The following is a 26,786-nucleotide window of genomic DNA, read 5'->3' as shown; positions in this document are numbered from 1 at the left end:
GGGCCAGCCGGCCCCTTTTTCATTTCGCTAAGCAACACTGCTTATACTTTTTACCGCTGCCGCACGGGCAGGGATCGTTACGTCCGACTTTCGTCTCATTTCTTACCGGCTGCGGGACCACCTCCGGCTGCGGATTCGCCATCCAGTACTGGTAAAGCGCCAGCGCCGCCGGGGTGATACGCTCGATACTGGCGATAAATTCATCCGCCGTCAGATTATCCAGCGCGGAAAACTGTTCTTCGCTACCGTGAAGCGCAATCGCCTCCAGCTCAGGCTGAAGTTCAGCGGGTAGCGTCGACCAGTCGCTCAGCGCCACGCCGCGCAGATAGCCAAAACACCACTCTTCAACGATGGTTAGCTCCTGACCTTCCGCTTCGCGGGTGCCGAACAGCGGTTCGAACTGATCGGGATAAGACTCAAGCCGTTCGGCGATATCGCTCATATGCTGCAGCGTCAGATTGACAAAGCGATCGCGCTCGCGGTCGTTGGCCCAGCGTGGCACATTATCTGCGCCACCCCAGATCGCCAACAGCCACTGGGCGGGTTCAATAGCGGTGGGCGCCGAGAGGATCGCCGTCAGCAGGCCATCCAGTTCAGAGACATCCAGAATAGCGCCTTCGGTGGCGTATTTCGCCAGCGTCTCGTCCAGCCATTCCAGTTCGTTTTCGTTTAAGGGTCCGGTATTCATTTACAGGCTCGCATGGTAAAAATCGGGCCTACAGTAGCCGAAATGCCGGCAGAAAGCCACCCGGCTGCGCCCATTGCGCCTGCGCCGACCCGACACAATCAGGCCAGCCCTTGTAGCGCCGCCGCCACGTCGCGACAGGCCTCCTCCCCTAACGGCAGCAAGGGGCGGGGAAGCGAGTCAGGGTCGCACAATCCCAGGATGGCCGCAGCGGCGGCGATCACCCGCAGGCTGCCGCCGTAGCGGTCAAAGCACCGCCAGAGGGGCGCCAGTTGCTTATTCAGCGCCGCCACCTGTTCCGCGTCGCCGTGACGGATGGCTTTTACCAGCGCCAGTGAGATCCGGGGAAAGAGTCCGCCGCAGACCGAGTACCAGACCTCACAGCCGGCCTGCAAGCCCGCTGTCGCCCGGACGTCACCGCTCACGCCAAGCGTGACGCCGCAAGGCAGATGACGACGCAGCGCCGCCACCCGTTCGCTGGCCTGTGGCGCGGGCAGACCGGGAATTTTAATCGAGGCGATGGCCGGTAAGGCGGCAATGCGCCCCTGCAGCTCATCCGATAACGTCACATGGGTGGTACGGGGATTGTCATACAGGCAAACCGGCACCGAGGCATGCCGGCAGACCTCCTCGTAAAAAGCATAGATCTCCTCCGCAAACAGCGGCTGATAGGACATCATCGGCAGGAGCAATGCATCCGCCCCGGCCTGCTGGGCATCTTCCACCAGCCGCAGCACCTCGCTGGTGGCGATGGCGCCGACGCCGACCATCATCGGGGTCGACCCGGCATGCGCCTTTGCCACCTGCACGACCCGCTTGCGCTGCTCACGACTGAGATAAGCGTAGCTGCCGGTTGAACCTAAGATGCCCAGGGAGTCGACTCCCGCATCGGTAAGACGAGCAAGAATACGAATAAACGCTTTTTCATCGATATTTTGCTGATGCAGCGGCGTCAACGGAAATGCGCAAAGCCCTGTGAACATGATGCCTCCGGCAGGCTGGGAGAAGTGTCCGGACGATAGTAGCAGGGAGAGATGGTTTTGTCCTGGGACAAATGAGCGATTGCCGGTGACAATGGAGTGGTTCTCCACTACGTGGCGATCCTATTCGCGATATTGCCGCTGTCAGCCCAGGCATCGATAGCCACCCGATTCTGCCGAGGATATTCAACGACGCCGTTCCCTGCAGTCGCTATTTTTTGCTGCATTGCCAATCTTGAATCAATTTGCCATAAGACCGCATGATTGATGTTGTTATATATAAGCAGCAATTAAATAAGGTACCACTACGGCTTCAAATGGATAAAAAATGGCAGATGACAACCAGGAAAAATATCTAAAAATATGATTAATAAAGTCAACGTATAAAATATTACTGGGTCGACCTGGAGATCCTCACGCAACTTCTGACAAGCCGCTTGCAGAATCAGCGCAACTTCTTAACGCATCGCTGATAAACAGTGACGAGTTCAAGGGATTAACAACATCCAGAATGGCATTCGAGAATATGTGTCTCCCGCCACATTGTGTATCAGGGACGGAGACTCAAAAGCGGTTGGCTGTAAAGCACATTGTGTCGCCAGGAAGCCATTGTTTAACATCGCGGACACTGAAAAAATTCAATCTGAAAACACCACACTGCCTTTTGACTGGATTTTTTCCTGCCCCGCGATGGTCATCGATTGCCTGAAGGACGATTTTCACCCATCGCGATCCCTCGAACCGTTTAGGCGTATTACGTCCGGGCAGTAAAGAGGTTCAGGAACATATTAAAAAGCGCGGATGGCAAGCTTTTTGTCATTTGCTGCAGAGAAGAGATCATTCTTGTAAAGGTGCCCCCGGCATTAGTCGCCGAACTAGCTCAGCATACGACGAACTTCTATCTGTTAGCTTTTTCACTGCGGAAACCCTCTCATATTCAACTGGAGAGCATCGCTTCTGGGGACAATTATTCGCTATATCGTTATCCCCCTGAGTCTGAAGAAAAATTTACCGGCAAATTCCCCTCGCTTACGGATGAGATGGTATTTATATCGGCAGTACTTTCTTTCAACCTCGAACTATAGAGACGGTTTCAACGCCGGTCCGCTGTCTCGTCTTGTACCCAATCGCTTCCTCCCTGCTGGCCTGGGGGAGCGAGATCGTCCCGAACGCCTTATCCCCCACCCGTTAAGCCGATTATCCACCGCGACCCGGACCTGCTTCACTACGGTAAGCTTCTATGCCAGAAGTCTGTGCCAACCACAGACCTTGACTTCAAGCCTCTCCTTGCCCGGAGTCAGAACGCCATACCGTATCATCAGGCGCAGGCTTAGCCAGTGACAATAATTCGGGTGTAGCGCAAGATGGACAAGAGAAACAGGATGACATGTCGTGATGAAGAGGGATTTAAAAACAAAAAAACCACCCGTAGGTGGTTTCACGACACTGCTTATTGCTTTGATTATTCTGCTTTTATCCCAATGGTACCCGGAGTGGGACTTGAACCCACACAGCGCGAACGCCGAGGGATTTTAAATCCCTTGTGTCTACCGATTCCACCATCCGGGCTCGGGATATAAAGTGGAGGCGCGTTCCGGAGTCGAACCGGACTAGACGGATTTGCAATCCGCTACATAACCGCTTTGCTAACGCGCCTTTGATACTGAAGCACCCGCCTATGCCGATGCTATTAATTTGGAGCGGGAAACGAGACTCGAACTCGCGACCCCGACCTTGGCAAGGTCGTGCTCTACCAACTGAGCTATTCCCGCATCATCAAGTTATTTGCTAATCACTTGATTTTGTTATCGTCTGGAAGACTGTGCCGCCGTTCGATGCGTTGCATTCTACTTATCTCTCGCGGTGAGTCAACGGTATTTTTCGCAACTTTGCATCGTTTGCTGAAAATAACGGCGAAACGATCACTGATCAAGCAAATCGCCGCGCGCCGCGTTCAAATATTGCAGCATCGACCACAGCGTCAGCACCGCCGCCACGAGGAAAAGCGCGATCCCTGCCCATTCCACCCACGGATAAGGACGCCACAGCATCCACACCAGGGCGGTCATCTGCGCGGTGGTTTTTACTTTGCCAATCCACGAGACCGCCACGCTGCTGCGTTTTCCCAACTCCGCCATCCACTCGCGCAGCGCGGAGATAATAATTTCCCGGGCAATCATCGTCGCCGCCGGCAGCGTGACCCACCAGGTGTGATAGTGCTCAGCGACCAGCACCATGGCGATAGCCACCATGACTTTATCGGCCACCGGATCGAGGAAGGCGCCGAACCGGGTACTCTGGTTCCAGCGACGGGCGAGGAAACCATCAAACCAGTCGGTCACAGCGGCAACAAAGAAAATCAGCGCGCAGGCAAACGGCGCCCAGCTAAAGGGCAGATAAAACGCCAGCACAAAGAACGGGATCAGGATGACGCGGAACAGAGTAAGCAACGTAGGGATATTAAATTGCATAGTGACGGGTAACTATCTGTTGTAAGTAAAAATTAGCCCTATGTTGCTACAGAGCCCCTAATGTTTCAACGAGTAGAAGATCTTTTCTGCCAGAGCGTGAGAGATGCCCGGTACTTTGGCAATTTCTTCGACGCTGGCCTGCTGCAGCCCCTGCAGTCCACCCATGTACTTCAGCAGCATCTGGCGACGCTTCGGCCCCACCCCCTCGATAGTCTCAAGCGAGCTGGTGTTCTTCACTTTCGCCCGTTTTTTGCGATGGCCGGAGATTGCATGATCATGCGATTCATCGCGGATATGCTGGATCACGTGCAGAGCCGGCGAATCCGGCGGCAGGCTAAACCCCTCGCCTTCCGGCTCAAAGAATAACGTTTCCAGGCCGGCTTTACGATCGCTACCTTTCGCCACGCCCAGCAGCAGCGGATGATGTTTATCCCAGGGGACGTCCAGCTCCGCAAATACCGCTTTCGCCTGCGCCAGCTGCCCCTTGCCGCCGTCTATCAGGATCACATCAGGAATCTTGTTGTCATCAATCGCTTTGCCATAGCGACGGCGCAGGACCTGATTCATCGCCGCATAGTCATCGCCCGGGGTGATGCCGGCGATATTGTATCGCCGGTACTCCGCGCGCAGCGGACCATTGCTGTCAAATACCACGCAGGAGGCGACGGTCTGTTCGCCCATGGTGTGGCTGATATCAAAGCACTCCATCCGCTTCACCGCCGGCAGCTCCAGCACGGAGGCCAGCGCCTGCAGACGCTGATGAATGGTCGATTGCTGAGACAATTTGGTGGTTAACGCCGTCGCGGCATTGGTGCGCGCCAGCTTAAGATAACGCGCCCGGTCGCCGCGCGGCCTGGTCTGCACATGGATTCGACGCCCCGCCAGTTCTGACAGCGACTCGGCCAGCAGCGTCTTATCTCCGAGGTTAAAGTCGAGCAAAATTTCCCCCGGCAGCGTGCGCATCTGGCTGCCCTGCAGATAGAACTGGCCGACAAAGGTCTCGACGACCTCGCCCAGCTCGGTGCCGCCAGGCACTTTCGGGAAGTAGCTGCGGCTGCCCAGTACTTTACCCTGGCGGATAAACAGTACATGGACGCAAGCCATGCCGGCATCGAAGGCAACCCCGATCACGTCAAGATCGTCGCCGGTGTTAGAGACAAACTGTTTCTCAGTCACGCGGCGGACGGCCTGAATCTGGTCGCGAATGCGCGCCGCCTCTTCAAACTCAAGGTTCTGGCTCGCCTTCTCCATCCGCGCGATGAGCTGAGTCAGCACCTGGTCATCTTTGCCGGCAAGAAACAGCCGCACATACTCCACCTGCTGTGCATACTCGTCTTCACTGACCAGCCCCGCCACGCACGGCCCGAGGCAGCGGCCAATCTGATACTGTAGACAGGGACGGGAGCGATTGCGGTAGACGCTGTTTTCACACTGACGGATGGGAAAGATCTTCTGCAGCAGCGCCAGGGTCTCGCGCACGGCATAGCCGTTGGGAAAAGGACCAAAATACTCGCCCTTCGCATGTTTGGCGCCACGATGCATCGCCAGACGCGGATGGGTATCGCCGCTGAGGAAAATAAAAGGATACGACTTATCGTCGCGCAACAGCACGTTGTACCGCGGCTGGTACAGCTTGATATAGTTGTGCTCAAGCAGCAGCGCTTCCGTCTCGGTATGGGTGACGGTCACGTCGATTTGCGCGATCAGCGCCACCAGCGCTTCCGTTTTACGCGACGCGAGGTTGCTGCGGAAGTAGCTGCTGAGCCGCTTTTTCAAATCTTTGGCTTTGCCAACATAGATGACGGTTCCGCCAGCATCATACATCCGATACACACCGGGCTGGCTAGTTACCGTTTTCAGGAAAGCTTTTGCGTCAAAAACATCACTCACTGGCTTGCTAACGACTCCGCATTACACAGGCCATGGCGAATTGCCAGGTGGGTCAGCTCGACATCGCCATGAATGTTCAATTTGCTGAACATCCGATAGCGATAGCTGTTAACCGTTTTAGGACTCAGATTCAGCTGCTCTGAGATCTCATTCACCTTCTGACCTTTGGTGATCATCAGCATAATCTGCAATTCGCGTTCAGACAAACTGGCAAACGGCGATTCTGTTTTTTCCGGTTCAATCTGACTTAACGCCATTTGCTGAGCAATATCAGAGGCAATATAACGTTGCCCTGACGCGACGCAGCGAATCGCATTCACCACTTCCTGTGGCGCGGCGCCCTTACTGAGATAACCTGCCGCCCCCGCCTGCATGACCTTGGCAGGTAAGGGATTCTCAGTATGCACGGTCAACATGATCACTTTCGTGCCCGCTACCGAGCGCGCAATTTTGCGCGTCGCTTCCAGACCCCCGATCCCGGGCATGTTCATGTCCATCAGGACGACATCGGCGGAATTAGCCCGGCACCACTTGACGGCGTCTTCGCCGCAGCAGGCTTCGCCAGCGACTTTAATCCCTTTTATATCTTCCAGAATGCGTCGTATCCCTGCGCGCACCAGTTCGTGGTCATCAACAAGAAGAACGTTGATCAAAGGAATAATCTCCAGAATGAGGGATAACGCTACTGATACTTTATCTCCCACATATTACCGGGTTTTATTGCTATTTTAAAAGGCAAAAAAATGCCCTCGCCTCGATTTGGCTCTCATTTATGGCAATGTCTGTGCACACTCAGTGGAAAGTCATTGCGAACAGTCGGTTGCACGAGTCTTATTTTTTAACAATCCCCATACAGAAGGCACAAAAAACACAACAGATTACGTAGCGCATAAATACGAAGCTAAATATGTAACAATTATTAACGTACTAAATAGATAGTGGCAATTATTGGCCTGACGATGGCTATTACGTCTTATCTGAAGCATAAAACCATTCACAGCTCAGATGAGAGAACAGAAATTAAGCACTCCTTTTTTTTCTGTCGCTTGTGGTATACTGCGCGGCCTTCACATTGAGTAGAGCGCAATAGCGCAGCGAGTAAACGAGGATATCGATGAGCACACCAGATTTTTCCACTGCAGAAAATAATCAGGAACTGGCGCAGGAAGTCTCCTGCCTGAAAGCGATGATGACGCTGATGCTGCAGGCGATGGGCCAGGCAGATGCGGGTCGCGTGATTATTAAAATGGAAAAGCAGATCGCGCAGATGGAAGATGAGGCTCAGGCCGCCGTATTCTCCAGCACCGTTAAGCAAATTAAACAAGCTTATCGGCAGTAATCCTGTACCGGCTGAAAGTATGACTGACAGCCGGTATCACGTCTGGCACGCAGAACGGCAGGCGCCTTCAGATTAACCCTGTCGCCACAGCGTAACAGGCAATTTGCGTTTTATTCGGCGCGTTAAATTTCCGTTGCATATTCTTCTGATGGAAATTGACCGTATTTTCCGAAATCGAGAGGATCATCGCCACCTCCGCAGAGGTCTTTCCTTCCGCGGTCCATTTGAGGATCTCCAGTTCGCGCCGGCTGAACTTCATCTCCGGCGGCATCACCATCTCATCTTCAAGACGCAAGAGCGTCAGCAGGCTCAGCTCCGTCAGCGTTCGCAAGCGCAGCTCCAGCTCATCTTCAGCATAAGCGTTCGGCAAACGGTTGTTCGCGGAGACGGAGAGAAAACCCTGAGCATGATTCGGCAACGTCAGGCACTGTGTCACCCCTTTTTGCAGACCATGGTCGCGCGCGCCGTCCCATAACGCCTGCGCATCGCGAAACAGCCCATCTTCCCACGGCAGATGGCCACGCATAAAATTCTCCGGGCGTAATACGGGATCTATGGCGAAATAATTCTCTGCCTGGTAATGAGACATCCATGCGCGGGGATAGGTCGACTGAAACGTGACGCGGGGGCGAGTGAAAGGCACCGGGTGACGCACACAAAGCGTATAGAAATCATATTCCAGCGTTTCTGTTTCTCGTTGCAGGAGATTATAAACCTCCTGAGCGGCGGCCATGGACTGAAATTGATGCAGCATATCCCGCCGCCAGCTGAAAAAATCATTGTCCCTCATAGCTGTGCAAATAACTCCTGATTGATAATCATTATTATAAATACAGAAAACTAACACATAAATCTTATTTATATGTATAAAATATCGTAGCTGTCGCATTTATTAGCCTGAAGACTTGCCTTTTCCCAGTTCGCTGCGCTGAAACTAAGGCCCCTCCCTTCATTTTCTACACCCTACAAGGGGGGATGGGAAGCGGTGTATACGGCCAGGGGAGTAAATAGCACAAAGACGTGACGATGGGGTGTTACCCCAGCGTGGAATTGGACTCATTGCGGCGGCTCACACGAAGGCGAGCCGCCGCGCCTGCGCCTGCTCTATTGCATCAGGAATTTTTCGAGGAACTGGCGGGTTCGCGGCTGCTGAGGCGAGGCGAACAGCGCTTTGGCCTCGCCTTGTTCAACGATGCGTCCCTGATCCATAAAAATCGCCCGATCGGCAACGTCGCGAGCGAAGCTCATTTCATGGGTCACGATAACCATGGTACGTTTCTCCTGCGCCAGCTGGCGGATGGTATTGAGCACCTCCCCTACCAGCTCGGGATCGAGAGCCGAGGTCGGTTCATCAAACAGGATCACGTCCGGACGCATGGCCAGCGCGCGGGCAATCGCGACCCGCTGCTGCTGCCCGCCAGAGAGGCGGCGCGGATAGCTGTTCTCTTTGCCGCTGAGGCCCACTTTCGCCAGCAGATCGCGCGCCCGCGCCATCGACTCCTGCTTGTCTTCACCTTTTACGATGACCGGCCCTTCAATGATGTTCTCCAGCACCGTCCGGTGGGGAAACAGGTTGAAGTTCTGGAAGACAAAGCCAACGTGCTGGCGCAGCCGACGGATAAGCCCTTTTTGCGGCCCGAGGCTGCGACCAGCGTCGATCGTCACATCGCCGACGCGGATAGTGCCGCTCTCCGGTTGCTCCAGCAGATTAATGCTGCGCAGCAGGGTGGTTTTACCCGAGCCGCTGGGGCCGATGATTGCCACCACTTCGCCTTCCTGCACCTCGAGGTCGATACCGTGGAGCACCGTCTGGCCATGGAATTTTTTCACCAGGCTTTTTACTTCAATCGCACTCATTTCGGATCACGCTCCTGGCGGTTCAGCTGGTTTTCAAAATAGTTCTGCAGCGAGGAGAGTACCGTCGCCATCACCCAGTAGATCAGAGAGGCGGCCAGATACATGGTGAAGACCTCCAGCGTACGCGAGGTGATAAGCTGCGCCTGACGGAACAGCTCCGGCACCTGGATCGTCGCCGCCAGCGAGGTATCTTTTACCAGGCTGATAAAACTGTTAGAGAGCGGCGGCAAAGCGACCCGCGCCGCCTGGGGTAAAATAGCCCGACGCATCGTCTGCCACGGGGTCATACCGATACTGGCCGCCGCTTCCCATTGCCCTTTGTCAATCGAGGCGATGGCCGCGCGCAGGGTTTCCGCCGCGTAGGCCGCCGTGTTCAGCGATAAGCCGATCATCGCCGCCGGGATCGGGTCAAGCTCAATGCCAAACTGCGGCAAGCCGTAGTAGATCATGAACAGCTGGGCGATAAGCGGTGTCCCGCGAAAAATGGAGATATACATGCGCGCCAGCCATTTTACCGGCCAGAGGGTCGACATGCGCATCAGTGCCAGGATAAAGCCCAGCACCAGGCCGAAAAACATCCCGCCAATGCTCAGCTGCAGCGTAAAGACGGCGCCTTTCAGCAGAAAAGGCGCAGAATCGATGACCAGTTGAATACTTTCTTGCATGCTGTGGTTTCTGTATTAGAGGTGAGGATGATAGGCAAACAGCGCCGGCGCTCCGCCGGTATGGACGAACAAAATCGGCCCTTCATCCTTAAAGCGTTTCTGCGTAATGCCATCGATAAGTCCGGCCATCGCTTTGCCGGTATAAACCGGGTCGAGCAAAATACCTTCCAGTTGCGCCAGCAGCTTCACGGCGGCCATTCCTTCCTCATTTGGCGTCCCGTAGCCTGGGGCAAAGTAATCGTCCCACAGGATGATGTCGGCTTTCGCCTGCAGCTCAAGGCTGTTGGCCACGGCCTGCTGCAGCGCTACCACTTTCGGCAGCTGGTCGGCAACCGCGCGCGACACCGTCACCCCAATCAGTTCCGCCTGCGGCATAAGCTGTTCAAGGCCGACCGCCAGTCCGGCATGGGTGCCGGCGCTCCCGGAGGCGACCACCACCGACGAAATCTCCACCGCGTCTTCGCACTGCTGGGCGATTTCCAGCGCGCTTTCCACATAGCCTAGCGCCCCAAGGGCGTTTGAACCGCCGACCGGAATGACATACGGGCGGTACCCCTGCGCTTCGATACGGGTCGCCAGCTCGTCGAGCTGCGCAGCGGGATCGGTCAGGGCATCGCACATCTCAACCTGGGTATTAAACAGATCCAGCAGCAGGCGGTTGCCATTGCTCAGATAATTCTCCGCACGGGTGCCGATGGGATTTTCCAGCAGCGCCACGCAGTGCAGGCCCAGTTTGGCGGCGACCGCCGCCGTCTGGCGCACATGGTTAGACTGGATCGCGCCGGCGGTAATTAAAGTATCCGCCCCTTCGCGCAGCGCATCGGCGGCGAGAAACTCCAGCTTGCGCAGTTTGTTTCCCCCCATCGCCAGCGGCGTCGTATCATCACGTTTGATAAAAATTTCGCGCCCGAGGTGATCGGACAGACGCGGCAGATACTCCAGCGGCGTCGGCGCGCCGATCAATTCCAGACGCGGAAAGCGGGTTAAATTTTGCAGTGACATGGCCCCTCCTGACTCAGTTATGCTTCATTATGCACGCAGTTACGCGCTAAATAAAAAAAGGCGCTTCCAGGAGCGCCTTTTTTCACCGCTGGCCTTTATTTTGTCACGTCAGCGCCAAACCATTTCTCTGACAGGGCCTTCAGGCTGCCATCTTTCTGCATATCCGCGATCGCGCCATCTACCGCTTTCAGCAGGTCATCGTTGCCTTTGCGCAGTGCAACGCCAGCTTCCTGACGGGAGAACGCTTCGCCGGTTACCGCCAGCGTGTTGTTAGTTTTCTTCACCAGATCCAGCGCCGCCAGACGGTCAACCAGAATCGCGTCAATACGGCCTACGCGCAGATCCTGGTATTTGGTCGGATCGTCATCATAGGTGCGGACATCCACGCCCTGGACGTTCTGACGCAGCCACTCTTCATAGTTAGTGCCCAGCCCGACGCCCACTTTCTTGCCTTTCAGATCCGCCGCGGTTTTAATCGCGCCTTCGTTGCCTTTCTTCACCAGCGCCTGCACACCGGAGATCGTGTACGGGGTGGAGAAATCGTATTTTTTCTTACGTTCATCAGAGATAGTGACCTGGTTAATCACCACGTCAATGCGCTTGGAATCCAGCGAGGCCAGCATACCGTCCCACTTGGTCGGTTTGAGGTCAGCCTTCACGCCCAGATGTTTCGCCAGCTCGTTGGCGAACTCCACTTCAAAGCCGGTCAGCTTACCGTCATCGCCCTGGAAGCTAAAAGGAGGATAGGTGCCTTCGAGGCCCACGCGCAGGGTGCCGCGCTCTTTAATCTGATTGAGCAGGTTTTCCGCCGCAAAAGTTTTCACGCTAACGCCAGCCATCAAAACAACGGCCATCGCGCCCATCAGCGCCTGACGACCCAGAAGTGCTAATTTCATAGATACCCCGAAGGTTAAGATTTTCCTGTAGTGTAAAGCGCTTAACGGCCCGACACCAACATCGTTACGCTACATCTTATGCAAATTTATTATATATGATCCGCTTTAGGGTATAGCGAAATTCAGGGCTTTCCTCACCCGTTTTGCGGGATATCTCCCATACTGCAAAGGTCAGCCTGTTGACGTCTGGAGCATGGAAGATGAAAAACCCCACCTTGTTGCAATGTTTTCACTGGTACTACCCCGCCGGCGGCGAACTGTGGCGTGAAGTCGAAGCGCTGGCCCCCAGTCTTAACGAAATCGGCATCAATATGGTCTGGTTGCCCCCCGCCTACAAAGGCGCCTCGGGCGGCTATTCCGTCGGCTATGACACCTACGATCTCTTCGACCTCGGCGAGTTTGATCAAAAGGGCTCTGTCGCCACCAAATATGGCGATAAGACCCAGCTGCTGGCGGCGATCAACGCCCTGAAGGAGCACGACATCGCCGTGCTGCTGGACGTGGTGGTGAACCATAAAATGGGCGCCGATGAAAAAGAGGCCCTGCGCGTGCAGCGCGTTGATGAGCAGGATCGCACGCAAATTGACGAGACGATCATCGAGTGCGAGGCATGGACTCGCTATACCTTCCCGGTGCGCGCCGGACAGTATTCGCAGTTTGTCTGGGACTACAAGTGCTTTAGCGGCATTGACCACATCGAGAATCCGACGGAAGACGGTGTATTTAAAATCGTCAACGACTACACCGGCGAAGGCTGGAATGAACAGGTCGATGACGAGCTTGGCAACTTCGACTACCTGATGGGCGCCAATATCGATTTTCGTAATCACGCCGTCACCGAAGAGATCAAATACTGGGCGCGCTGGGTGATGGAGCAAACCGGTTGCGACGGTTTTCGTCTTGACGCTGTGAAGCATATCCCCGCATGGTTTTACAAAGCGTGGATCGAGCATGTTCAGGAGGTAGCCCCGCAGCCGCTGTTTATTGTTGCGGAATACTGGTCCCATGAAGTGGAAAAGCTCCAGCAGTATATCGATCTGGTCGAGGGCAAGACGATGCTGTTCGACGCCCCGCTGCAGATGAAATTTCATGAAGCGTCCCGCCAGGGGCGCGATTACGACATGAGCCAGATTTTCAGCGGGACGCTGGTGGAAGCCGACCCCTTCCATGCCGTCACCCTGGTCACCAACCATGATACCCAGCCGCTGCAGGCGCTCGAGGCGCCTGTTGAGCCATGGTTTAAACCGCTGGCCTATGCGCTGATCCTGTTGCGTGAAAATGGCGTACCCTCGGTCTTCTATGCCGATCTCTTCGGCGCCTCCTATGAGGATACCGGCGGCGACGGACAAACCTACGCCATAGAAATGCCCGTTATCGAACAACTCCACGAGCTGATCGACGCCCGTCAGCGTTTTGCCCACGGCGTGCAGACTCTCTGGTTCGATCACCCCAACTGCATTGCCTTCAGCCGCAGCGGCACGGACGAGGATCCCGGCTGCGTGGTGGTGATGTCCAATGGTGATGAGGGAGAAAAGACCCTGACGCTGGGCGAGAATTATGGCAACAAACGCTGGCGGGATTTCCTGGGCAATCGGGAAGAGATTGTCGAAACCGACGGCGAAGGCTGCGCCACCTTTACCTGTAACGGAGGAAGCGTCAGCGTGTGGGTGCTGGAGGCGGTGCTGTAGTCATCTGACGCCGGACGGGCCAGCGGTGGCCCGCCGGAATCTTAGTGCGCGGTGGTCGGCGCGCTGACTGGAGCGGTGGCACGCGCTTTAGCCCACGCTTTCTCGCACTCCGGGGTGAGACGTTCAACGCGGGTCAACGTCATACGATCGTAGGAAAGGGTGTTGCCCTCGCGCTCGATCGGGTAGATATCCAGGGAAGCGGTCACGTTGTAGATATCGCTATCGCGGTTCATCAGTTTCCCCGGCTGGGCGATCACGCGCTGCCACTGGCGGCAGTCGAAGGTGTCCCCATCTTTGGTGACGATCAGGCTGGCGATGGCGTCCGGACTCATCATCTCACTTTGCGGCCCTTTCGTCTGCCAGTAGCCTTCCAGGCCTGCCGGCGCGGGGGCTTTAACAACGTCTTCGTAACGATCAACCTGCACGCATCCGGCCAGCGCCACCACCATGCCAGCAAAAACTAACTGTTTCATCATTCATCCCACAAGCTGATAAAAAAGTATTGTGGCATTAAAGCGTTAAGCCTTCCACCCCCGCTGCGGGCGGAGAAGCCGGGTAAAACACGGCCAGGCATCGCGACCTTCATATGAAATAAGGAAATTCTGAAAGTAAAAGAATCTTTGGCGCCTAACCATAGCAGCCACGGGCACTTTTTGTTTTTAATTCGCTCACACTACCGGTTCTCGACTTTACTTTAAGAGTTTTCCTGGCAAATTATATGCAGAGATGCGGAATAGTTTAATGGAACTAATGGGTTCTTTCTTAAACCTACTATTATTACCGCCCGCAAGGACTGCTTCGCACAGCCAGTGCGAAGTGTATATCGTTACGTGTTGATTGAGGATGGGTCATGTCAACGATGATTATGGATTTGTGCAGTTATACCCGGTTAGGACTTACGGGATATCTGACCAGTCGGGGAATTAAAAAACAGGAAATCGTTGAGGTCAACTGCGCTGAGGATCTGCACAGGCACTGTGCGTCATGTTGCCCGGCGGTGGTGTTTCTGAATGAAGATTGCTTTGTGCATGATGATGAAAGTAATAACATTATTCGCCAGATCATCACGCAAAATCCGGCGACGCTGTTTGTGATTTTTATGTCGCTGGCGAACATCCATTTTGACCGCTATCTGCGGGTACGTAAGAATCTGCTAATCAGTTCAAAATCGATCACCCCAAAAGACCTTGATGTCATTCTGGTTAATTATCTTAAATACAAGAACACGAGCCTGGGGCAGTTGAATTTACCGACGTTGTCGCTAAGCAAAACAGAATCAAATATGCTGCAAATGTGGATGGCCGGGCATGGTACTTCGCAAATTTCAACGCAAATGAACATCAAAGCGAAAACGGTATCATCGCACAAAGGTAATATTAAAAAGAAAATACAGACGCATAATAAGCAGGTGATTTACCACATCGTTCGGCTGACCGAAAACATTACCAGTGGTATTCAGGTGAATCTACGCTGAAACAAACTGGCGGTGGTCCCGCCAGTTCGGTTTTACGAGATTTCTTTTTCCACGAAGATCCCATCCGGGTGCCCTATTTCATTGAAAAACCAGATCCCCAGGGGATAGTCTTCCAGCGAAACCAGATACATCGTCCCTTCGCTAAACGACTCAATTGCCAGCACTACGCCCGATCGACGTGGGCCACCGTCGGTCTTCACCGTGACACGATCGTTCACCTGCATAATCCATCTCCTCTCTATTTTCAGCCAGTGTAGAACAAAACCACGCCGCTCGCAGCGTCGCGGCCGGTGACTGGCGTTTTTTTAGACCGACTATACTTAAAAAGGCTTGAGCGACGCTCAGCGAGGGGGGTAATGATGAAGAACCGATTGACAGACCAGACCGGGAACGACGTTGATGTCAACGTTGATGCTCTGCTGGCGGCGATTAATGAGATCAGCGAAAGCGAAGTCCACCGCATCCTCGATGACCCTCAGCGCGCCAGTATTGATGGCCGCGGGGCGCATACCTGGCGCGAACTGGCGGAGGCATTTGAACTCGATATTCATGATTTCAGCGCCAGTGAAGCCAACCGCTAGTGATTGGCGAAAAAAATCCCGACTCGCAGGAGTCGGGATCAAACTTGCTAATGCAAGAAGCACTTGAAAATTCGTTACACCGGGAAATCCGATGCGTTGAAACATTATCCTCAATTATTTTGCATGACAAGAGATATTCATGACGCAAAATATTGAGAAAGTCGGCGCTTCGCAGCAGAAAGGGCTGCAAGGCTGATGCGAGAAGGCTTAGCCGCAAACCGGTTTCATCCGATAGTACGATCGCCAGACATTACTTTAAGATAAATCTCAAATCCGCTGGCGCGAGCGAAACGTTTTACTCACGCTTCGCTGCGAAAACAGACCTGGTTGCGGCCATTCTGCTTGGCGAGATACAGTCGACCATCGGCGACCGACTGCAGCGCTTCAAAGTGATACTCTCCCTGCTCTTCGCTGGCGCTTACCCCTAACGACGCGCTGACCCGCAGCGTCACGTTGTTATGCAAAAAGACCTCCCGGCCATGAATACGCAGGCGTAGCCGCTCCGCTATCGCCGCCGCTTCCTGCAGCGTGGTATTCGGCAGCACGACACAAAACTCCTCTCCCCCCACGCGGCCCAGCAAATCGCCTTCCCGCACAGTGCCGGCAAGGGTACTGGCCACCATCGACAGCACCCTGTCACCCGCCTGATGACCATAGCGATCGTTAATGCTCTTAAAGTGATCCAGATCGAGCTGGATCACCGCCAGCGGTAGTCCGCTGCGCTGGCAGGCGCTGGCGAGCGCCATCGCCTTTTCAAACAGCGCCCCGCGATTGAGCAGGCGGGTTAAGGCATCGTGCCAGGCCTGCCACTCCAGAGAGGTCTGGAGGACGCTCATATTGCGGACCATACGGCGGATCACCAGCCAGGAGAGCAGCAGCATCAAGGTGAAGAGGATCCACATCAGGGTCAGGGCGATGGTGATGGTGCCAAAGTTGCCGCGTACGCCTTCCCGCAGGGTGTGGATCCGCAGCAGCACGCCGTCAAAATTCCGTAGTTTGGCCCAACTGATATAGCGCGTCAGCAGACGCAGGCCGCCCTGGTTATCATGGGCAAACGCGCGGCTGAGCAGCTCCTGCTCGCGCGGCGACAGCAGCGTCAGGACATTCCCCGGCGCAGAGGAGGCCAGCAGGCTAAGATGGCTGTCATAAAGCTGGTATTCCCCCTCCTGCCCGCCCTTCATCGCGCTGATTAAAAATGCTTTTATTTCGCTGACTGAGAAATCCATCGCCAGCACGCCGCGCCAGTAACCGGCAAAATCCAGCGGTATCGAGGCGGTAACCACCTGCTCTTCCAGCTGTGGGTCATCGTCAGGAAAGGTTTGCCAGATAACGCCGCGGTACGGATTGTTCCGCTGGGTCTGCCGGGTAAACCAGAGGGCGCTGATAGCGCGCGAATAGTGCGTCTTCACCTGCGATTCATCGCGCAGCGGCAGGGTCGAGGTGAAAAAGCCGCTGCGGGAGATATATTGCATCCGCTCGGCAAAATCGCGGTCATGCTGCGTCAGATTTAACAGATAACCCAGCTCCAGCGTCGCCATCAGTTCATTGACCACCAGCGGATCGTCCGGCAAGAGCAGCGGGTGCTCCCTGACGACGCTCTCCGAGACGCCAAACACCGGCAGCGTCCGGCGGTTCGGGAGCGCCACCCGCCAAATCTCCTGATGGCGCTGGTTCAGATAGCGCTGGCTGGCCTCGTGCAACACATCGACGTCGAGGGGGCGTTCAAGTGCGGACTGCATACCGTGGCGAAAAAACATCATCCTGTCGATGTTAAACTGCAGCAGCCCATCCATTTCATGCGCGACGTTAGCCAGATTATTGCGCTGGTTCGCCACGTAGGCCTCTTCCAGGACGTTGATTTCACGCCAGATCAACAGCGTGGAGAAAAATAGCACCACGATAAAACAAACGTTAACCACATGTGCCGGGCGAGTCAGGAAGTAGAGCTTTTTCAACTTCAACCGCAGTGGCTTATCCATCTTTCTCTCGTAGTACGTTGCGCAAACCTGACGTTGTCAGCGCACGCGGTTTCTGTCGATACCGGACGCGCTTTTTAGCGTAGACCACGCGGCGCCAATCCGCTGCGCCGCACCTGACTACTTCGCCGCGCCACGCAGGCGGCTCACCGCCTTGACGCCGGCCAGTACCACCGCACCGATGATAAAACCCAGCACCAGATTGACCACCATCGGCAGCAAGGCGGCCAACATGCCGCCCAGGCCCGCGCTCCAGTGCTCAATGGCATGGTGCAGCGGCGCAATACCGTGGACCACAATCCCGCCGCCAACGAGGAACATGGCCAGCGTCCCGACGACAGAGAGCAGTTTCATCAGCCAGGGAGCCACGGCCAATAACCCTTTGCCCAGCCACTGCGCCAGCGTACTGCGTTTCTCCGCCAGCCAGTAACCCATGTCATCCAGCTTGACGATCACCCCCACCAGGCCATAGACCCCGACGGTGACCAGAATCGCGATCCCTGAGAGAATGAGGATCTGATTCAGCAGCGGCGCTTCCGCGACAATGCCGAGGGTGATGGCGACAATTTCCGCGGACAAAATAAAGTCGGTGCGAATCGCCCCTTTTACTTTGTCACGCTCAAAGGCCAGCGGGTCACGATCCGCCAACGCCTGAAGACGCTGCTGCCGTTGCGCTGGGTCCTCCTTGTGCTTACGCGCTTCCAGACTGTGGAGCACCTTCTCCACCCCTTCAAAACAGAGAAACGCGCCACCCACCATCAGCAGCGGCGTGATCGCCCAGGGAATAAAGGCGCTGATCAGCAGGGCCAGCGGCACGAGGATGATTTTATTGACGAACGACCCTTTCGCCACACCCCAGACCACGGGCAGCTCACGATTTGCCCGCACGCCGGTCACCTGTTGGGCATTCAGGGAAAGATCGTCGCCCAGCACCCCCGCCGTTTTTTTCGCCGCCAGCTTGCCCATCATGGAGATATCGTCCAGCAGCGTGGCGATATCATCAAGTAATGTTAAAAGACTACTTCCTGCCAAAATGATTTTCCTTCTCTTTTCATCAATGTCTCCCTCGAGTATGCGTTAAAAAACGGCCGCTGCCCAAGGTACAATTAGTCAATATAAATTTAACAACCTGGCGCAAATTAAGCGCTCGCCAGCAGGATAGTTTTCACGTTTACTATATGTCCCCTTTCTATCTCTGCACCGTCGTGAGGAAGTATGTCTACCCGTCAGCTGTTACCGCTTATCGGGGCGCTGTTTGCGCTGTATATCATTTGGGGCTCTACCTATTTCGCCATCGCCGTCGGCGTCGCCAGCTGGCCGCCGCTGATGATGGCCGGAATTCGCTTTCTCTCTGCCGGCGTGCTGCTGCTGGGATGGCTGTTGGCCACCGGCCATAAACTGCCGGCCCGCAGGCCGTTGCTTAATGCCGCGCTGATCGGGGTTTTGCTGCTGGCCGTCGGCAACGGCTTTGTCACCTTGGCCGAACATCAGCACGTTCCCTCCGGGATCGCCGCGGTGATGGTCGCCACCGTTCCGCTGTTCACCCTGTGCTTCAGCCGCTTTTTCGGCATCACCACTCGGAAGCTGGAGTGGCTGGGGATTGCCATTGGCCTCGCGGGTATTGTGATGCTTAACAGCGGGGGCAACCTGAACGGCAACCCCTGGGGCGCACTGCTGATTCTGATTGGCTCTCTGAGCTGGGCCTTCGGCTCGGTTTACGGCTCGCGGATCGTGCTGCCGACCGGCATGATGGCGGGGGCAATCGAGATGCTCGCCGCCGGGATCGTCCTGCTGGCCGCCTCATGGCTGAGCGGTGAAACCTTAACCCGCATTCCGTCGTGGTCCGGGATCGCCGCCGTAGCCTATCTGGCTATCTTTGGCTCGCTGATTGCCATCAACGCCTACATGTTTTTGATCCGCAATGTCACCCCGGCGGTGGCCACCAGCTACGCCTATGTCAACCCGGTGGTAGCGGTTCTCCTTGGCACCGGATTCGGTGGCGAAAGCCTGTCACTGATCGAGTGGCTGGCGCTGGCGGTGATTATTTTCGCCGTAGTGCTGGTGACGCTGGGCAAATATCTCTTCCCGGTTCGCAGCGAAGCTACTCCTTGTAAGGCGTCGAAATAAGCGCCAGTTCGCGGATCCCCTGGGTGTCGATCTGCGCGTCGTGTCCGGCGCCGCAGATCCACTCTTCCAGACGCTCGGTGAGCGCCTCGTCATTCAGCTTCAGGCGACCGCGCAGGGCGCACTCCCAGACGATAAGCACCCGCCAGCCCTGCGCGGCCAGCTTTTGCCGGTCACGGGCATCGCGCGCTACGTTGCCGGCGATCTTGTCCAGCCAGAACGCCGTCCGGGTGGCCGGCACCTTAAACAGGTAACAGTCATGGTGGTGCCAGAAACAGCCGTGGGTAAAGATGACGCAACGGTAGTCGGGTAAAGCGAAATCGGGGCGCCCCGGCAGCTCGCGATCCTGAGCAATAAAGGTGAATCCCGCCTGAGTCAACAGCGTCGCTATCCGCTTTTCGATCGCCGTATCGCGCGTGGCGATAGCCCGCATATTTTTACTGCGTGTGGCTTTATCGTGAACATCCGCCATCGTTATCATCCGCTTCGCGACGCGCCACCGCCTGAGCGATGCGCGGGGCCAGGAGCTTCGCCACCGCGGCGAAGACCGGAACCACTACCGAGTTGCCGAACTGACGATAGGCCTGGGTATCCGACACCGGGATGCGGAAACGCGCCCCCTGAGGCGATTCGAAGCCCATCAATCGGGCGCATTCCCGCGGCGTCAGCCGACGAGGACGCCGCTGTTGATTCTGCGGATCGTCAAAATGCGTCTCGCCCAGCGGCCGGTCCCAGCCGCGATCGACGAGAATTTCGGCGCCATCTTTATAGTAGCGGGCGGAGAGCGTCCGGGCCACGCTGTGGGGATTCGCGGGGTCCACCAGGCCATAACCAAAGCCATTGCCCCGCGCCTGATGCTTGCGCGCATAGCGATAAAGATATTTCCACAGTACCGGCGTGAGGATAAATTTGGCATCCACCGTCGGCTCCAGCAGCTCGCCAAACGTTGGCCGAACCGCCGGGTAAAGCGCCGCGATATCGCGCAGCGTAAACCCTTCGTGCAGGTGCAGATCGCGACGGAAGCCTACCAGCACGATGCGCTCCCGGTGCTGTGGTAAGAAATGGCGCCCGTCGATCACTTTCGGATCGTCCGGCCCGCTATGCCCGGCGTCAGCGACCTCATACCCCAGCTCATCCAGTGTCTGCATGATGATGAGGAAGGTGCGTCCCTGATCGTGACTTTTGAGATTTTTAACATTCTCCAGCACAAAGATCGCCGGCTGACGGGCGGCGATAATTCTCACCACATCAAAAAACAGCGTCCCCTGGGTTTCGCAGGCAAAGCCGTGGGCGCGACCCATGGCATTTTTTTTCGATACGCCGGCGAGTGAGAAAGGCTGGCAGGGAAAGCCGGCCAGCAGCACATCATGCTGCGGGATAGTCTCGCGGATATGCTGCGCCGCCTCGTCATCGCTAACGTCGGGGCGATGGCTGAGGGTGATATCGCGGATATCTTCATTGAAACGGTGTTGCTGCGGATCGCAATACCAGTTGGCCTTATAGGTGCGCACCGCATGCTTATTCCACTCGCTGGTAAAGACGCACTGCCCGCCGATGGCTTCAAAACCGCTGCGGATCCCGCCGATACCGGCAAACAGATCGACAAAGCGGAACACATAGTGCGGATGATGGGCCGGCGGCGCCGGCAGCAGCGTTGCCAGATGAGCGACCTCCTGCGGACGCAAACGCCCCGCCGCGCGGCCGAGGGCCGCCACGCGCTTGAGGATCGCCGCGCTCCAGTGCTGCTCCCCGACGCTAACCAGCTCGGCGACCAGCGTTTTCACATCGTAGATCGTCATCAGCTGACGCAGCAGCGCCTGAGCCTCTTCACCGGCCTGCTCCGTCAATGACAACGACCTGTTTTCCTTGATTAACTTTTGTGGCATATCCTCAACCAGCGCGGACGATTTTTGCAGAGAGTACCATAAATCACTGGTCGGTTGACGGCTGTGGTGCAAAGCGGCGTAAAACCGCCTCATCCAGCGCCATAGGCTCCCCCTTCAGCTCCGCGCTGATCTTGGCCATAAACTCAACGAGGAAGCGCGCATTATGCTGCGCCATAGCCCTTCCTGCGGCGGTCTGCATGGTTTCCGGCAGGCGCAGGAGTTTGCACTGGAAATGGTCGAGGGCATATTTTCTGTCATCCAGCGCTCGCCGGTCGGCGAAAGGATCGTCGGCATCAAACAGAATGGTGTTCAGGGCGCCGGCGACGGCGAAGACCCGCGCCAGGCCAATCGCCCCAAGCGACTCGAGACGGTCGGCGTCCTGGACGATTTTCGCCTCCAGCGTGCGCGGCGGGATCGCCGCGCTAAAGCTGTGCGCCTCAATAGCATGGCTGACCGCCGCATAGCGGTCTGCGGGAAAATCGGTAAACGACGACTGCAAAATCGCAAGGGTTTTCTCGGCAGCCATCATCGAAGAGCGGCTTCGCTCCGGATGATTTTTAGGCAGACTGACAATGTCATGAAAATAGCAGGCCGTGAGAAGCACCAGCCTGTCGACTTCCACCTCCCCGGCGGCCAGCCGGGTGGCGGTGGCCCAGACGCGACGAAAATGGGACAGATCGTGCGCCGCATCCTCCTGGGCGTGGTGCGTCAGTATCCAGTGCTCAAATCGTTGCTGCCAGTCTACCAGGTTCATAGGCGTTCCTTATCTGAAGGTCAGCCTCGAGCATAGCAACTTTACGACCGATGATCCCGCCTGCTTCTGGCGGGCCGTGTATACCAGACGACAGCACCTAGGATCGCGCCAATGCCGGCGAGCACCAGCATCCCCAACAGGGCGCCAAGCCATTTCCCTGCCATTGTGCCAAAGTCGCCCTCCGCGCTGGCGCCGGGAACGCTGTGAATTTTCCCTACCACCCACCAGTAACGCACAATGACCCAGACACAATATCCGCAAAAGGCATACAACGCCCAGAGCGCGAGTTTGCCGCCCGGGCTGCGTTTTGCCTGCTCTTCCATCTCATTCTTCTCCGTGACAAATCATACTACTGTCACCCAAAACGTGACACGCATCACATTATACCGCCAACCTGCGCCACAGGCAGCAGTTTCATCCTTGTCTTCTGCACCTACTTATCACTTATGCTGCCAATGGAAATACCCAAGGGTTTGTTCTTTATTACTTACCCACAGGATTAAACATTAACGACATCAACCATGCCGCGTATTGTACTTATCTTCCCCGGCGAGTTTGACTCATAAATTATATTTAAATGCTGAATAACCCTCTCGCCGTAAATTTATACAAATAATTTCATTTGGTTAACCGAGCCCGCAACAAAACAACATAACCCATTGCTATATAATAAAATAATAATAAAAGAAGATTCATTTAAATTTAATATAACGAACCATTTGGAAATATTTTGCAATATCTTACATTATTTATTTACATATTTTATTTTAAATAAAAATGAACCTGGTCGTTAGTATCTGATAGTCATTCCGGAGGGATTGTCATAATTCACAGAAATTATTATTAAAAGGGAATATATAATGAAAAGAAAAGTACTGGCTCTCATGGTTCCGGCATTATTAATGGCCAATGCCGTTAATGCCGCGGAAATCTATAACAACAACGGCAACAAACTGGACCTTTACGGGAAAGTCGCCGGCCTGCACTATTTCTCAGACGACACTTCAGAGGACGGCGATCAGACCTATGCACGCTTTGGCATCAAAGGCGAAACGCAGATCGCTCCCGAGTTAACCGGCTACGGTCAGTGGGAATACAATATCAAGGCCAATACCAGCGAAAATGAAGGAGCGAATTCCTGGACCCGTCTGGCCTTCGCCGGTCTGAAGTTTGCTGACTATGGCTCACTGGACTATGGCCGTAATTACGGCGTGGTGTACGACATCGAATCCTGGACTGATATGCTGCCAGAATTCGGCGGCGATACCTACACCCAGACCGACGTCTACATGACCGGCCGCACCAACGGGGTGGCCACCTACCGTAACAGCGATTTCTTCGGCCTCGTCGACGGCCTGCATTTCGCCCTGCAGTATCAGGGTAATAATGAAAACGCCGGTTCTGGCGAAGGCACTAACAACGGTGGTGCTCGTAAACTGGCGCGGGAAAATGGCGACGGGTTTGGTATCTCCAGCTACTACGATCTCGATATGGGCATCAGCTTCGGGGCCGCCTACTCATCTTCCGACCGTACCCATAACCAGCTGGCGGCAGCACGTAGCAGCCATATTTATGCCAACGGTGATAAAGCCGACGCCTGGACCGTCGGCGCCAAATATGACGCCAACAACATCTATCTGGCCGCCATGTATGCGGAAACCCGCAACATGACCTTCTACGGCAACGGCGCTATTGCCAACAAGACGCAGAACTTTGAAGTCGTCGCCCAGTACCAGTTCGATGAGTATAATTTACCGCTGCGTCCGTCTGTGGCCTATCTGCAATCAAAGGGTAAAGATCTCTACTCCTCTTCTCGCTTCGGCGACAAGGATCTGGTCAAGTATGTCGACATCGGCATGACCTACTACTTCAATAAAAATATGTCCACCTATGTGGATTATAAAATCAATCTGCTGGACGAAGACGATCGCTTCTACAGCAACAACGGTATCTCGACCGATGATATCGTGGCCCTCGGTCTGGTTTACCAGTTCTGATCCCCATCTAAGCCCGCGCTCAGCGGGCTTTTTCTTGTTCCCGCTCCGTTGAGATCACTCTTTTCGACATTGCCGCTTTCCAGGCGTACCTTCCCTCTTTATGATGCGTTTAAGCTCGTTCGGGCAAATTGCGGCGGTAAGACCACACAAGGACAAGGCAAAGTACCGCGTCTTTACGCTGAAACCAGGACGATGATGATGGCGATACCCCAGCGCAGGCGTTATACCTGAAGCTAACGGTATTATTGAAGGGGAATGGTCAGAGAAAGAATAGTGGCGGAGAGAGGGGGATTTGAACCCCCGGTAGAGTTGCCCCTACTCCGGTTTTCGAGACCGGTCCGTTCAGCCGCTCCGGCATCTCTCCGCTGTTGTGGTTGCTATAATGCCAGGATCTTTGGCATTTTAATAGCTCCCGTTTCGGTAATCGTGTTCAAGTGACGACTTTGCGAGCAATATGATGTTTAAATGGCCCTGGAAAGCAGATGATGAGTCCGGCAACGCAGAGATGCCCTGGGAGCAAGCGCTTGCCATTCCGGTTTTAGCCCACCTTTCGCCCGCTGAGCAGCATAAGCTGACGCAGATGGCTGGCCGTTTCCTACAGCAAAAACGTCTGGTAGCGCTTCAGGGACTGGAGCTGACTCCGCTGCATCAGGCGCGGATAGCTATGCTCTTTTGCCTGCCGGTACTTGAGCTGGGGATAGAGTGGCTGGACGGTTTTCATGAAGTGCTGATCTACCCTGCCCCGTTTGTCGTGGATGATGAATGGGAGGATGATATTGGCCTGGTCCACAACCAGCGGGTGGTGCAATCGGGGCAAAGCTGGCAGCAGGGTCCCGTGGTGCTGAACTGGCTGGATATTCAGGACTCCTTTGATGCGTCAGGCTTTAACCTTGTGGTGCATGAGGTAGCGCATAAGCTCGATACGCGGAATGGCGATCGGGCCAGCGGGGTGCCGCTGATCCCACTGCGCGAAGTCGCCGGCTGGGAGCACGATCTCCACGCGGCGATGAACAACATTCAGGATGAGATAGATCTGGTGGGGGAAAGCGCAGCCAGCATTGACGCCTATGCCGCCACCGATCCCGCTGAGTGCTTTGCCGTCCTATCGGAATATTTTTTCAGCGCGCCTGAACTGTTCGCGCCCCGCTTCCCGGCCCTGTGGCAGCGTTTTTGCCATTTTTACCGCCAGGATCCGCTGGCGCGCAGACGGGAGAATGGCCTGCAGGACGAAGACGATCGGCGCACTGTTCACTAAAACAACGTATTGAGCTAAATTTAGCCATTTGAATCAGCAAGTTAATTTTAGTGTTGACACAAAAATGCCGGGCCAGTAGTATGCGCCTCGTTCACACGATTCCTCTGTAGTTCAGTCGGTAGAACGGCGGACTGTTAATCCGTATGTCACTGGTTCGAGTCCAGTCAGAGGAGCCAAATTTAAAAAGCCTGCTTTTAAGCAGGCTTTTTGCTTTTCGGGCCCCGCCGGGCCGCCATCCCGCATCAAGGCTTAACTTTTTCCACCGCTACAAACTCCCCTGCGCCGCTGTGGCGCTGATATTCACCGGCATGCCGGAGCGGCGCTGCAGGGTTTGCTCGGCCTGCGAAGGACTCACTCCCGGCCCCTGAGTAAATTCGCGCAGCGCCGAGGTCATCGGCAAGGGGACTTTTCTGTCGGATTCAAATTCCGCCCGGTTGCGCGACAGCGGCTCGTGCACCTCCAGCCAGTGGCTGCCATCCGGTTCCACGGTGTACTTCACCGGCTGATCGATCAGCTGGACGCGCGTCCCCACCGGTACGTTATCAAACAGGAATTTAATGTCGTCATTGCGCAGGCGGATGCATCCCTGGCTGACGCGCAGCCCGATGCCAAAGTTGGCATTGGTGCCGTGGATGGCGTACAGCCTGCCGATATAGATCGCATACAGCCCCATCGGATTATCGGGGCCGGGCGGCACCATCGCCGGCAGGGTTTTGCCCTCTTTCGCATATTCACGGCGGGTATTGGCGGTCGGTACCCAGGTGGGCCCTTCCTGCTTGCGCTCTACCGCCGTCACCCAGTTACGCGGCGTTTCGCGTCCCGCCTGGCCAATGCCGATTGGCAGGACTTCCACGCTATTGCCCAGCGGCGGGTAATAATAGAGGCGCATCTCGGCGACGTTGATGACGATCCCCTCCCGCACGGTGTCAGGCAGGATCAGCTGTTGCGGAATGGTCAGCGTCGAACCGGAGTGCGGCAAATAGACATCGACGCCGGGGTTAGCTTCCAGCATATTGCTCAACCCCTGGCCGTACTGGGCGGCAAAACTTTCCAGTGGTTGAGTGTTATTCTCCGGCACGGCAATGGTAAATGCGCTGCCCACCAGACGGCTCCCCTCCGGCGGCAGCGGATAGCTAACGGCCAGTGCGCTGTGGCTGGCGAGCAGCATCAGCGCCGAACAAAGTAATTTCACACGCCGCATCGTCATTTTCCCTTCCTCAGTCGCGACTCTCATGTGTGAATTATAGCGGTATTTCCTCTCCCCGA

General features: G+C 55.6%; 26 protein-coding genes and 5 tRNA genes. 8 read left to right on the top strand and 23 right to left on the bottom strand.

The features are described from left to right. Nucleotides 1–19: 19 nt before the first annotated feature. The 8 genes from ABLV76_RS00440 to uvrY form a co-directional block, all read right to left on the bottom strand. On the bottom strand, nucleotides 20–688 hold the full coding sequence (locus ABLV76_RS00440; RefSeq protein ID WP_004203454.1) for a YecA family protein: 669 nt from the start codon (nucleotides 686–688) through the stop codon (nucleotides 20–22). Between the two features lie 98 nt (nucleotides 689–786). Continuing rightward, nucleotides 787–1,668, bottom strand: coding sequence for a dihydrodipicolinate synthase family protein (locus tag ABLV76_RS00435; protein WP_017900232.1), 882 nt, complete (start codon nucleotides 1,666–1,668; stop codon nucleotides 787–789). Between the two features lie 1,479 nt (nucleotides 1,669–3,147). Then, a tRNA-Leu gene (locus ABLV76_RS00430) sits at nucleotides 3,148–3,234 on the bottom strand. 13 nt (nucleotides 3,235–3,247) lie between these two features. Beyond that, a tRNA-Cys gene (locus ABLV76_RS00425) sits at nucleotides 3,248–3,321 on the bottom strand. Nucleotides 3,322–3,361: 40 nt separating this feature from the next. Beyond that, nucleotides 3,362–3,437 (bottom strand) — tRNA-Gly (locus ABLV76_RS00420). A gap of 150 nt (nucleotides 3,438–3,587) precedes the next feature. Continuing rightward, the gene (gene pgsA / locus ABLV76_RS00415) at nucleotides 3,588–4,136 is read right to left on the bottom strand and encodes a CDP-diacylglycerol--glycerol-3-phosphate 3-phosphatidyltransferase (RefSeq protein ID WP_004141115.1); all 549 of its coding nucleotides are present in this window, start codon (nucleotides 4,134–4,136) and stop codon (nucleotides 3,588–3,590) included. A gap of 57 nt (nucleotides 4,137–4,193) precedes the next feature. After that, nucleotides 4,194–6,026 carry an excinuclease ABC subunit UvrC gene (gene uvrC, locus ABLV76_RS00410; protein WP_004203456.1) on the bottom strand — a complete coding sequence of 611 codons (1,833 nt, stop codon included), beginning with the start codon at nucleotides 6,024–6,026 and terminating at the stop codon, nucleotides 4,194–4,196. Next, nucleotides 6,023–6,679, bottom strand: coding sequence for a UvrY/SirA/GacA family response regulator transcription factor (gene uvrY / locus ABLV76_RS00405; protein ID WP_002911539.1), 657 nt, complete (start codon nucleotides 6,677–6,679; stop codon nucleotides 6,023–6,025). The genes uvrC and uvrY overlap by 4 nt, the downstream gene beginning before the upstream one ends. Before the next feature lie 461 nt (nucleotides 6,680–7,140). On the opposite strand from uvrY, the gene ABLV76_RS00400 reads away from it, so the two are divergent. Further along, nucleotides 7,141–7,365: a DUF2594 family protein gene (locus ABLV76_RS00400; protein WP_004203457.1), complete on the top strand. Its 225-nt coding sequence runs from the start codon at nucleotides 7,141–7,143 to the stop codon at nucleotides 7,363–7,365. Between the two features lie 67 nt (nucleotides 7,366–7,432). Here the strand turns inward: ABLV76_RS00400 and sdiA are convergent, their stop codons facing one another. From sdiA to tcyJ, 5 genes are all read right to left on the bottom strand, one after another. Beyond that, entirely contained in the window at nucleotides 7,433–8,155 is a 723-nt protein-coding gene (gene sdiA, locus ABLV76_RS00395) for a transcriptional regulator SdiA (protein ID WP_004203458.1), read from the bottom strand. A 314-nt stretch (nucleotides 8,156–8,469) separates the two neighbouring features. Beyond that, nucleotides 8,470–9,222 (bottom strand): L-cystine ABC transporter ATP-binding protein TcyN, encoded by a 753-nt coding sequence (tcyN, locus tag ABLV76_RS00390; RefSeq protein ID WP_004203465.1) that lies wholly within the window; start codon nucleotides 9,220–9,222, stop codon nucleotides 8,470–8,472. Next, nucleotides 9,219–9,887, bottom strand: a complete 669-nt coding sequence (tcyL, locus tag ABLV76_RS00385; RefSeq protein ID WP_004203466.1) for a cystine ABC transporter permease — start codon at nucleotides 9,885–9,887, stop codon at nucleotides 9,219–9,221. Before tcyL ends, tcyN begins: the two co-directional genes overlap by 4 nt. Nucleotides 9,888–9,902: 15 nt before the next feature. Next, a complete protein-coding gene (gene dcyD, locus ABLV76_RS00380; RefSeq protein WP_004203467.1) occupies nucleotides 9,903–10,889 on the bottom strand; it encodes a D-cysteine desulfhydrase in 987 nt (328 codons plus the stop codon). Nucleotides 10,890–10,984: 95 nt separating this feature from the next. Beyond that, nucleotides 10,985–11,785: a cystine ABC transporter substrate-binding protein gene (gene tcyJ / locus ABLV76_RS00375; RefSeq protein ID WP_004203468.1), complete on the bottom strand. Its 801-nt coding sequence runs from the start codon at nucleotides 11,783–11,785 to the stop codon at nucleotides 10,985–10,987. Between the two features lie 200 nt (nucleotides 11,786–11,985). Between tcyJ and amyA the strand changes: the two genes are divergently transcribed. After that, on the top strand, nucleotides 11,986–13,473 hold the full coding sequence (amyA, locus tag ABLV76_RS00370; protein ID WP_004203469.1) for an alpha-amylase: 1,488 nt from the start codon (nucleotides 11,986–11,988) through the stop codon (nucleotides 13,471–13,473). Between the two features lie 41 nt (nucleotides 13,474–13,514). On the opposite strand, the gene yedD is transcribed toward amyA, so the two are convergent. Continuing rightward, a complete protein-coding gene (gene yedD, locus ABLV76_RS00365) occupies nucleotides 13,515–13,949 on the bottom strand; it encodes a lipoprotein YedD (RefSeq protein WP_072140493.1) in 435 nt (144 codons plus the stop codon). A 374-nt stretch (nucleotides 13,950–14,323) separates the two neighbouring features. On the opposite strand from yedD, the gene rcsA reads away from it, so the two are divergent. Next, nucleotides 14,324–14,947, top strand: coding sequence for a transcriptional regulator RcsA (gene rcsA / locus ABLV76_RS00360; protein WP_004203475.1), 624 nt, complete (start codon nucleotides 14,324–14,326; stop codon nucleotides 14,945–14,947). A 32-nt stretch (nucleotides 14,948–14,979) separates the two neighbouring features. Here the strand turns inward: rcsA and dsrB are convergent, their stop codons facing one another. Then, nucleotides 14,980–15,171 carry a protein DsrB gene (gene dsrB, locus ABLV76_RS00355; protein WP_004203477.1) on the bottom strand — a complete coding sequence of 64 codons (192 nt, stop codon included), beginning with the start codon at nucleotides 15,169–15,171 and terminating at the stop codon, nucleotides 14,980–14,982. 135 nt (nucleotides 15,172–15,306) lie between these two features. Here dsrB and yodD point away from each other — a divergent pair, with 135 nt between their 5' ends. Further along, on the top strand, nucleotides 15,307–15,528 hold the full coding sequence (gene yodD, locus ABLV76_RS00350) for a YodD family peroxide/acid resistance protein (protein ID WP_004203478.1): 222 nt from the start codon (nucleotides 15,307–15,309) through the stop codon (nucleotides 15,526–15,528). A 299-nt stretch (nucleotides 15,529–15,827) separates the two neighbouring features. Here the strand turns inward: yodD and dgcQ are convergent, their stop codons facing one another. Together dgcQ and ABLV76_RS00340 are read right to left on the bottom strand one after the other, a co-directional pair. After that, nucleotides 15,828–17,507, bottom strand: a complete 1,680-nt coding sequence (gene dgcQ, locus ABLV76_RS00345; protein WP_348878124.1) for a cellulose biosynthesis regulator diguanylate cyclase DgcQ — start codon at nucleotides 17,505–17,507, stop codon at nucleotides 15,828–15,830. Between the two features lie 117 nt (nucleotides 17,508–17,624). Beyond that, nucleotides 17,625–18,536 (bottom strand): DUF808 domain-containing protein, encoded by a 912-nt coding sequence (locus ABLV76_RS00340; protein ID WP_023318643.1) that lies wholly within the window; start codon nucleotides 18,534–18,536, stop codon nucleotides 17,625–17,627. A gap of 183 nt (nucleotides 18,537–18,719) precedes the next feature. On the opposite strand from ABLV76_RS00340, the gene yedA reads away from it, so the two are divergent. Further along, nucleotides 18,720–19,631, top strand: a complete 912-nt coding sequence (gene yedA / locus ABLV76_RS00335) for a drug/metabolite exporter YedA (RefSeq protein ID WP_126494248.1) — start codon at nucleotides 18,720–18,722, stop codon at nucleotides 19,629–19,631. Here the strand turns inward: yedA and ABLV76_RS00330 are convergent. The 4 genes from ABLV76_RS00330 to drpB form a co-directional block, all read right to left on the bottom strand. Next, nucleotides 19,606–20,100, bottom strand: coding sequence for a very short patch repair endonuclease (locus tag ABLV76_RS00330; RefSeq protein WP_094311917.1), 495 nt, complete (start codon nucleotides 20,098–20,100; stop codon nucleotides 19,606–19,608). The genes yedA and ABLV76_RS00330 overlap by 26 nt on opposite strands. Continuing rightward, on the bottom strand, nucleotides 20,081–21,481 hold the full coding sequence (locus ABLV76_RS00325) for a DNA cytosine methyltransferase (protein ID WP_348878153.1): 1,401 nt from the start codon (nucleotides 21,479–21,481) through the stop codon (nucleotides 20,081–20,083). The genes ABLV76_RS00330 and ABLV76_RS00325 overlap by 20 nt, the downstream gene beginning before the upstream one ends. 76 nt (nucleotides 21,482–21,557) lie before the next feature. Next, nucleotides 21,558–22,268 carry a phosphohydrolase gene (locus tag ABLV76_RS00320; RefSeq protein ID WP_004203487.1) on the bottom strand — a complete coding sequence of 237 codons (711 nt, stop codon included), beginning with the start codon at nucleotides 22,266–22,268 and terminating at the stop codon, nucleotides 21,558–21,560. A 41-nt stretch (nucleotides 22,269–22,309) separates the two neighbouring features. Beyond that, nucleotides 22,310–22,591 (bottom strand): cell division protein DrpB, encoded by a 282-nt coding sequence (gene drpB, locus ABLV76_RS00315; RefSeq protein ID WP_004203489.1) that lies wholly within the window; start codon nucleotides 22,589–22,591, stop codon nucleotides 22,310–22,312. A 537-nt stretch (nucleotides 22,592–23,128) separates the two neighbouring features. Here drpB and ompC point away from each other — a divergent pair. Further along, entirely contained in the window at nucleotides 23,129–24,265 is a 1,137-nt protein-coding gene (gene ompC, locus ABLV76_RS00310; RefSeq protein ID WP_004203491.1) for a porin OmpC, read from the top strand. 274 nt (nucleotides 24,266–24,539) lie between these two features. On the opposite strand, the gene ABLV76_RS00305 is transcribed toward ompC, so the two are convergent. Further along, nucleotides 24,540–24,629 (bottom strand) — tRNA-Ser (locus tag ABLV76_RS00305). A 90-nt stretch (nucleotides 24,630–24,719) separates the two neighbouring features. Between ABLV76_RS00305 and mtfA the strand changes: the two genes are divergently transcribed. Both mtfA and ABLV76_RS00295 read left to right on the top strand, forming a co-directional pair. Continuing rightward, entirely contained in the window at nucleotides 24,720–25,520 is an 801-nt protein-coding gene (mtfA, locus tag ABLV76_RS00300) for a DgsA anti-repressor MtfA (protein WP_072140495.1), read from the top strand. A gap of 100 nt (nucleotides 25,521–25,620) precedes the next feature. Next, nucleotides 25,621–25,696, top strand: a tRNA-Asn gene (locus ABLV76_RS00295). 89 nt (nucleotides 25,697–25,785) lie between these two features. On the opposite strand, the gene ldtA is transcribed toward ABLV76_RS00295, so the two are convergent. Next, on the bottom strand, nucleotides 25,786–26,727 hold the full coding sequence (gene ldtA, locus ABLV76_RS00290; RefSeq protein ID WP_053810174.1) for a L,D-transpeptidase: 942 nt from the start codon (nucleotides 26,725–26,727) through the stop codon (nucleotides 25,786–25,788). Nucleotides 26,728–26,786: the final 59 nt, after the last annotated feature.

This window comes from Klebsiella sp. GB_Kp047, from assembly GCF_040065235.1.
GTDB lineage: Bacteria > Pseudomonadota > Gammaproteobacteria > Enterobacterales > Enterobacteriaceae > Klebsiella > Klebsiella quasipneumoniae.
Note: the sequence above shows the minus strand (reverse complement) of the source record. Positions and strands in the feature narration are given on the sequence as shown.

What these genes read in the sequence shown, in the direction of transcription:
- sdiA (WP_004203458.1), bottom strand. Translation starts at nt 8,155, where the DNA reads ATGAGGGACAATGATTTTTTCAGCTGGCGGCGGGATATGCTGCATCAA.
- yedA (WP_126494248.1), top strand. Translation starts at nt 18,720, where the DNA reads ATGTCTACCCGTCAGCTGTTACCGCTTATCGGGGCGCTGTTTGCGCTG.
- ABLV76_RS00320 (WP_004203487.1), bottom strand. Translation starts at nt 22,268, where the DNA reads ATGAACCTGGTAGACTGGCAGCAACGATTTGAGCACTGGATACTGACG.
- yodD (WP_004203478.1), top strand. Translation starts at nt 15,307, where the DNA reads ATGAAGAACCGATTGACAGACCAGACCGGGAACGACGTTGATGTCAAC.
- tcyN (WP_004203465.1), bottom strand. Translation starts at nt 9,222, where the DNA reads ATGAGTGCGATTGAAGTAAAAAGCCTGGTGAAAAAATTCCATGGCCAG.
- dcyD (WP_004203467.1), bottom strand. Translation starts at nt 10,889, where the DNA reads ATGTCACTGCAAAATTTAACCCGCTTTCCGCGTCTGGAATTGATCGGC.
- yedD (WP_072140493.1), bottom strand. Translation starts at nt 13,949, where the DNA reads ATGATGAAACAGTTAGTTTTTGCTGGCATGGTGGTGGCGCTGGCCGGA.
- tcyL (WP_004203466.1), bottom strand. Translation starts at nt 9,887, where the DNA reads ATGCAAGAAAGTATTCAACTGGTCATCGATTCTGCGCCTTTTCTGCTG.
- ABLV76_RS00435 (WP_017900232.1), bottom strand. Translation starts at nt 1,668, where the DNA reads ATGTTCACAGGGCTTTGCGCATTTCCGTTGACGCCGCTGCATCAGCAA.
- ldtA (WP_053810174.1), bottom strand. Translation starts at nt 26,727, where the DNA reads ATGACGATGCGGCGTGTGAAATTACTTTGTTCGGCGCTGATGCTGCTC.
- dgcQ (WP_348878124.1), bottom strand. Translation starts at nt 17,507, where the DNA reads ATGGATAAGCCACTGCGGTTGAAGTTGAAAAAGCTCTACTTCCTGACT.
- ABLV76_RS00440 (WP_004203454.1), bottom strand. Translation starts at nt 688, where the DNA reads ATGAATACCGGACCCTTAAACGAAAACGAACTGGAATGGCTGGACGAG.
- mtfA (WP_072140495.1), top strand. Translation starts at nt 24,720, where the DNA reads ATGATGTTTAAATGGCCCTGGAAAGCAGATGATGAGTCCGGCAACGCA.
- ABLV76_RS00330 (WP_094311917.1), bottom strand. Translation starts at nt 20,100, where the DNA reads ATGGCGGATGTTCACGATAAAGCCACACGCAGTAAAAATATGCGGGCT.
- tcyJ (WP_004203468.1), bottom strand. Translation starts at nt 11,785, where the DNA reads ATGAAATTAGCACTTCTGGGTCGTCAGGCGCTGATGGGCGCGATGGCC.
- ompC (WP_004203491.1), top strand. Translation starts at nt 23,129, where the DNA reads ATGAAAAGAAAAGTACTGGCTCTCATGGTTCCGGCATTATTAATGGCC.
- amyA (WP_004203469.1), top strand. Translation starts at nt 11,986, where the DNA reads ATGAAAAACCCCACCTTGTTGCAATGTTTTCACTGGTACTACCCCGCC.
- rcsA (WP_004203475.1), top strand. Translation starts at nt 14,324, where the DNA reads ATGTCAACGATGATTATGGATTTGTGCAGTTATACCCGGTTAGGACTT.
- dsrB (WP_004203477.1), bottom strand. Translation starts at nt 15,171, where the DNA reads ATGCAGGTGAACGATCGTGTCACGGTGAAGACCGACGGTGGCCCACGT.
- ABLV76_RS00400 (WP_004203457.1), top strand. Translation starts at nt 7,141, where the DNA reads ATGAGCACACCAGATTTTTCCACTGCAGAAAATAATCAGGAACTGGCG.
- drpB (WP_004203489.1), bottom strand. Translation starts at nt 22,591, where the DNA reads ATGGAAGAGCAGGCAAAACGCAGCCCGGGCGGCAAACTCGCGCTCTGG.
- pgsA (WP_004141115.1), bottom strand. Translation starts at nt 4,136, where the DNA reads ATGCAATTTAATATCCCTACGTTGCTTACTCTGTTCCGCGTCATCCTG.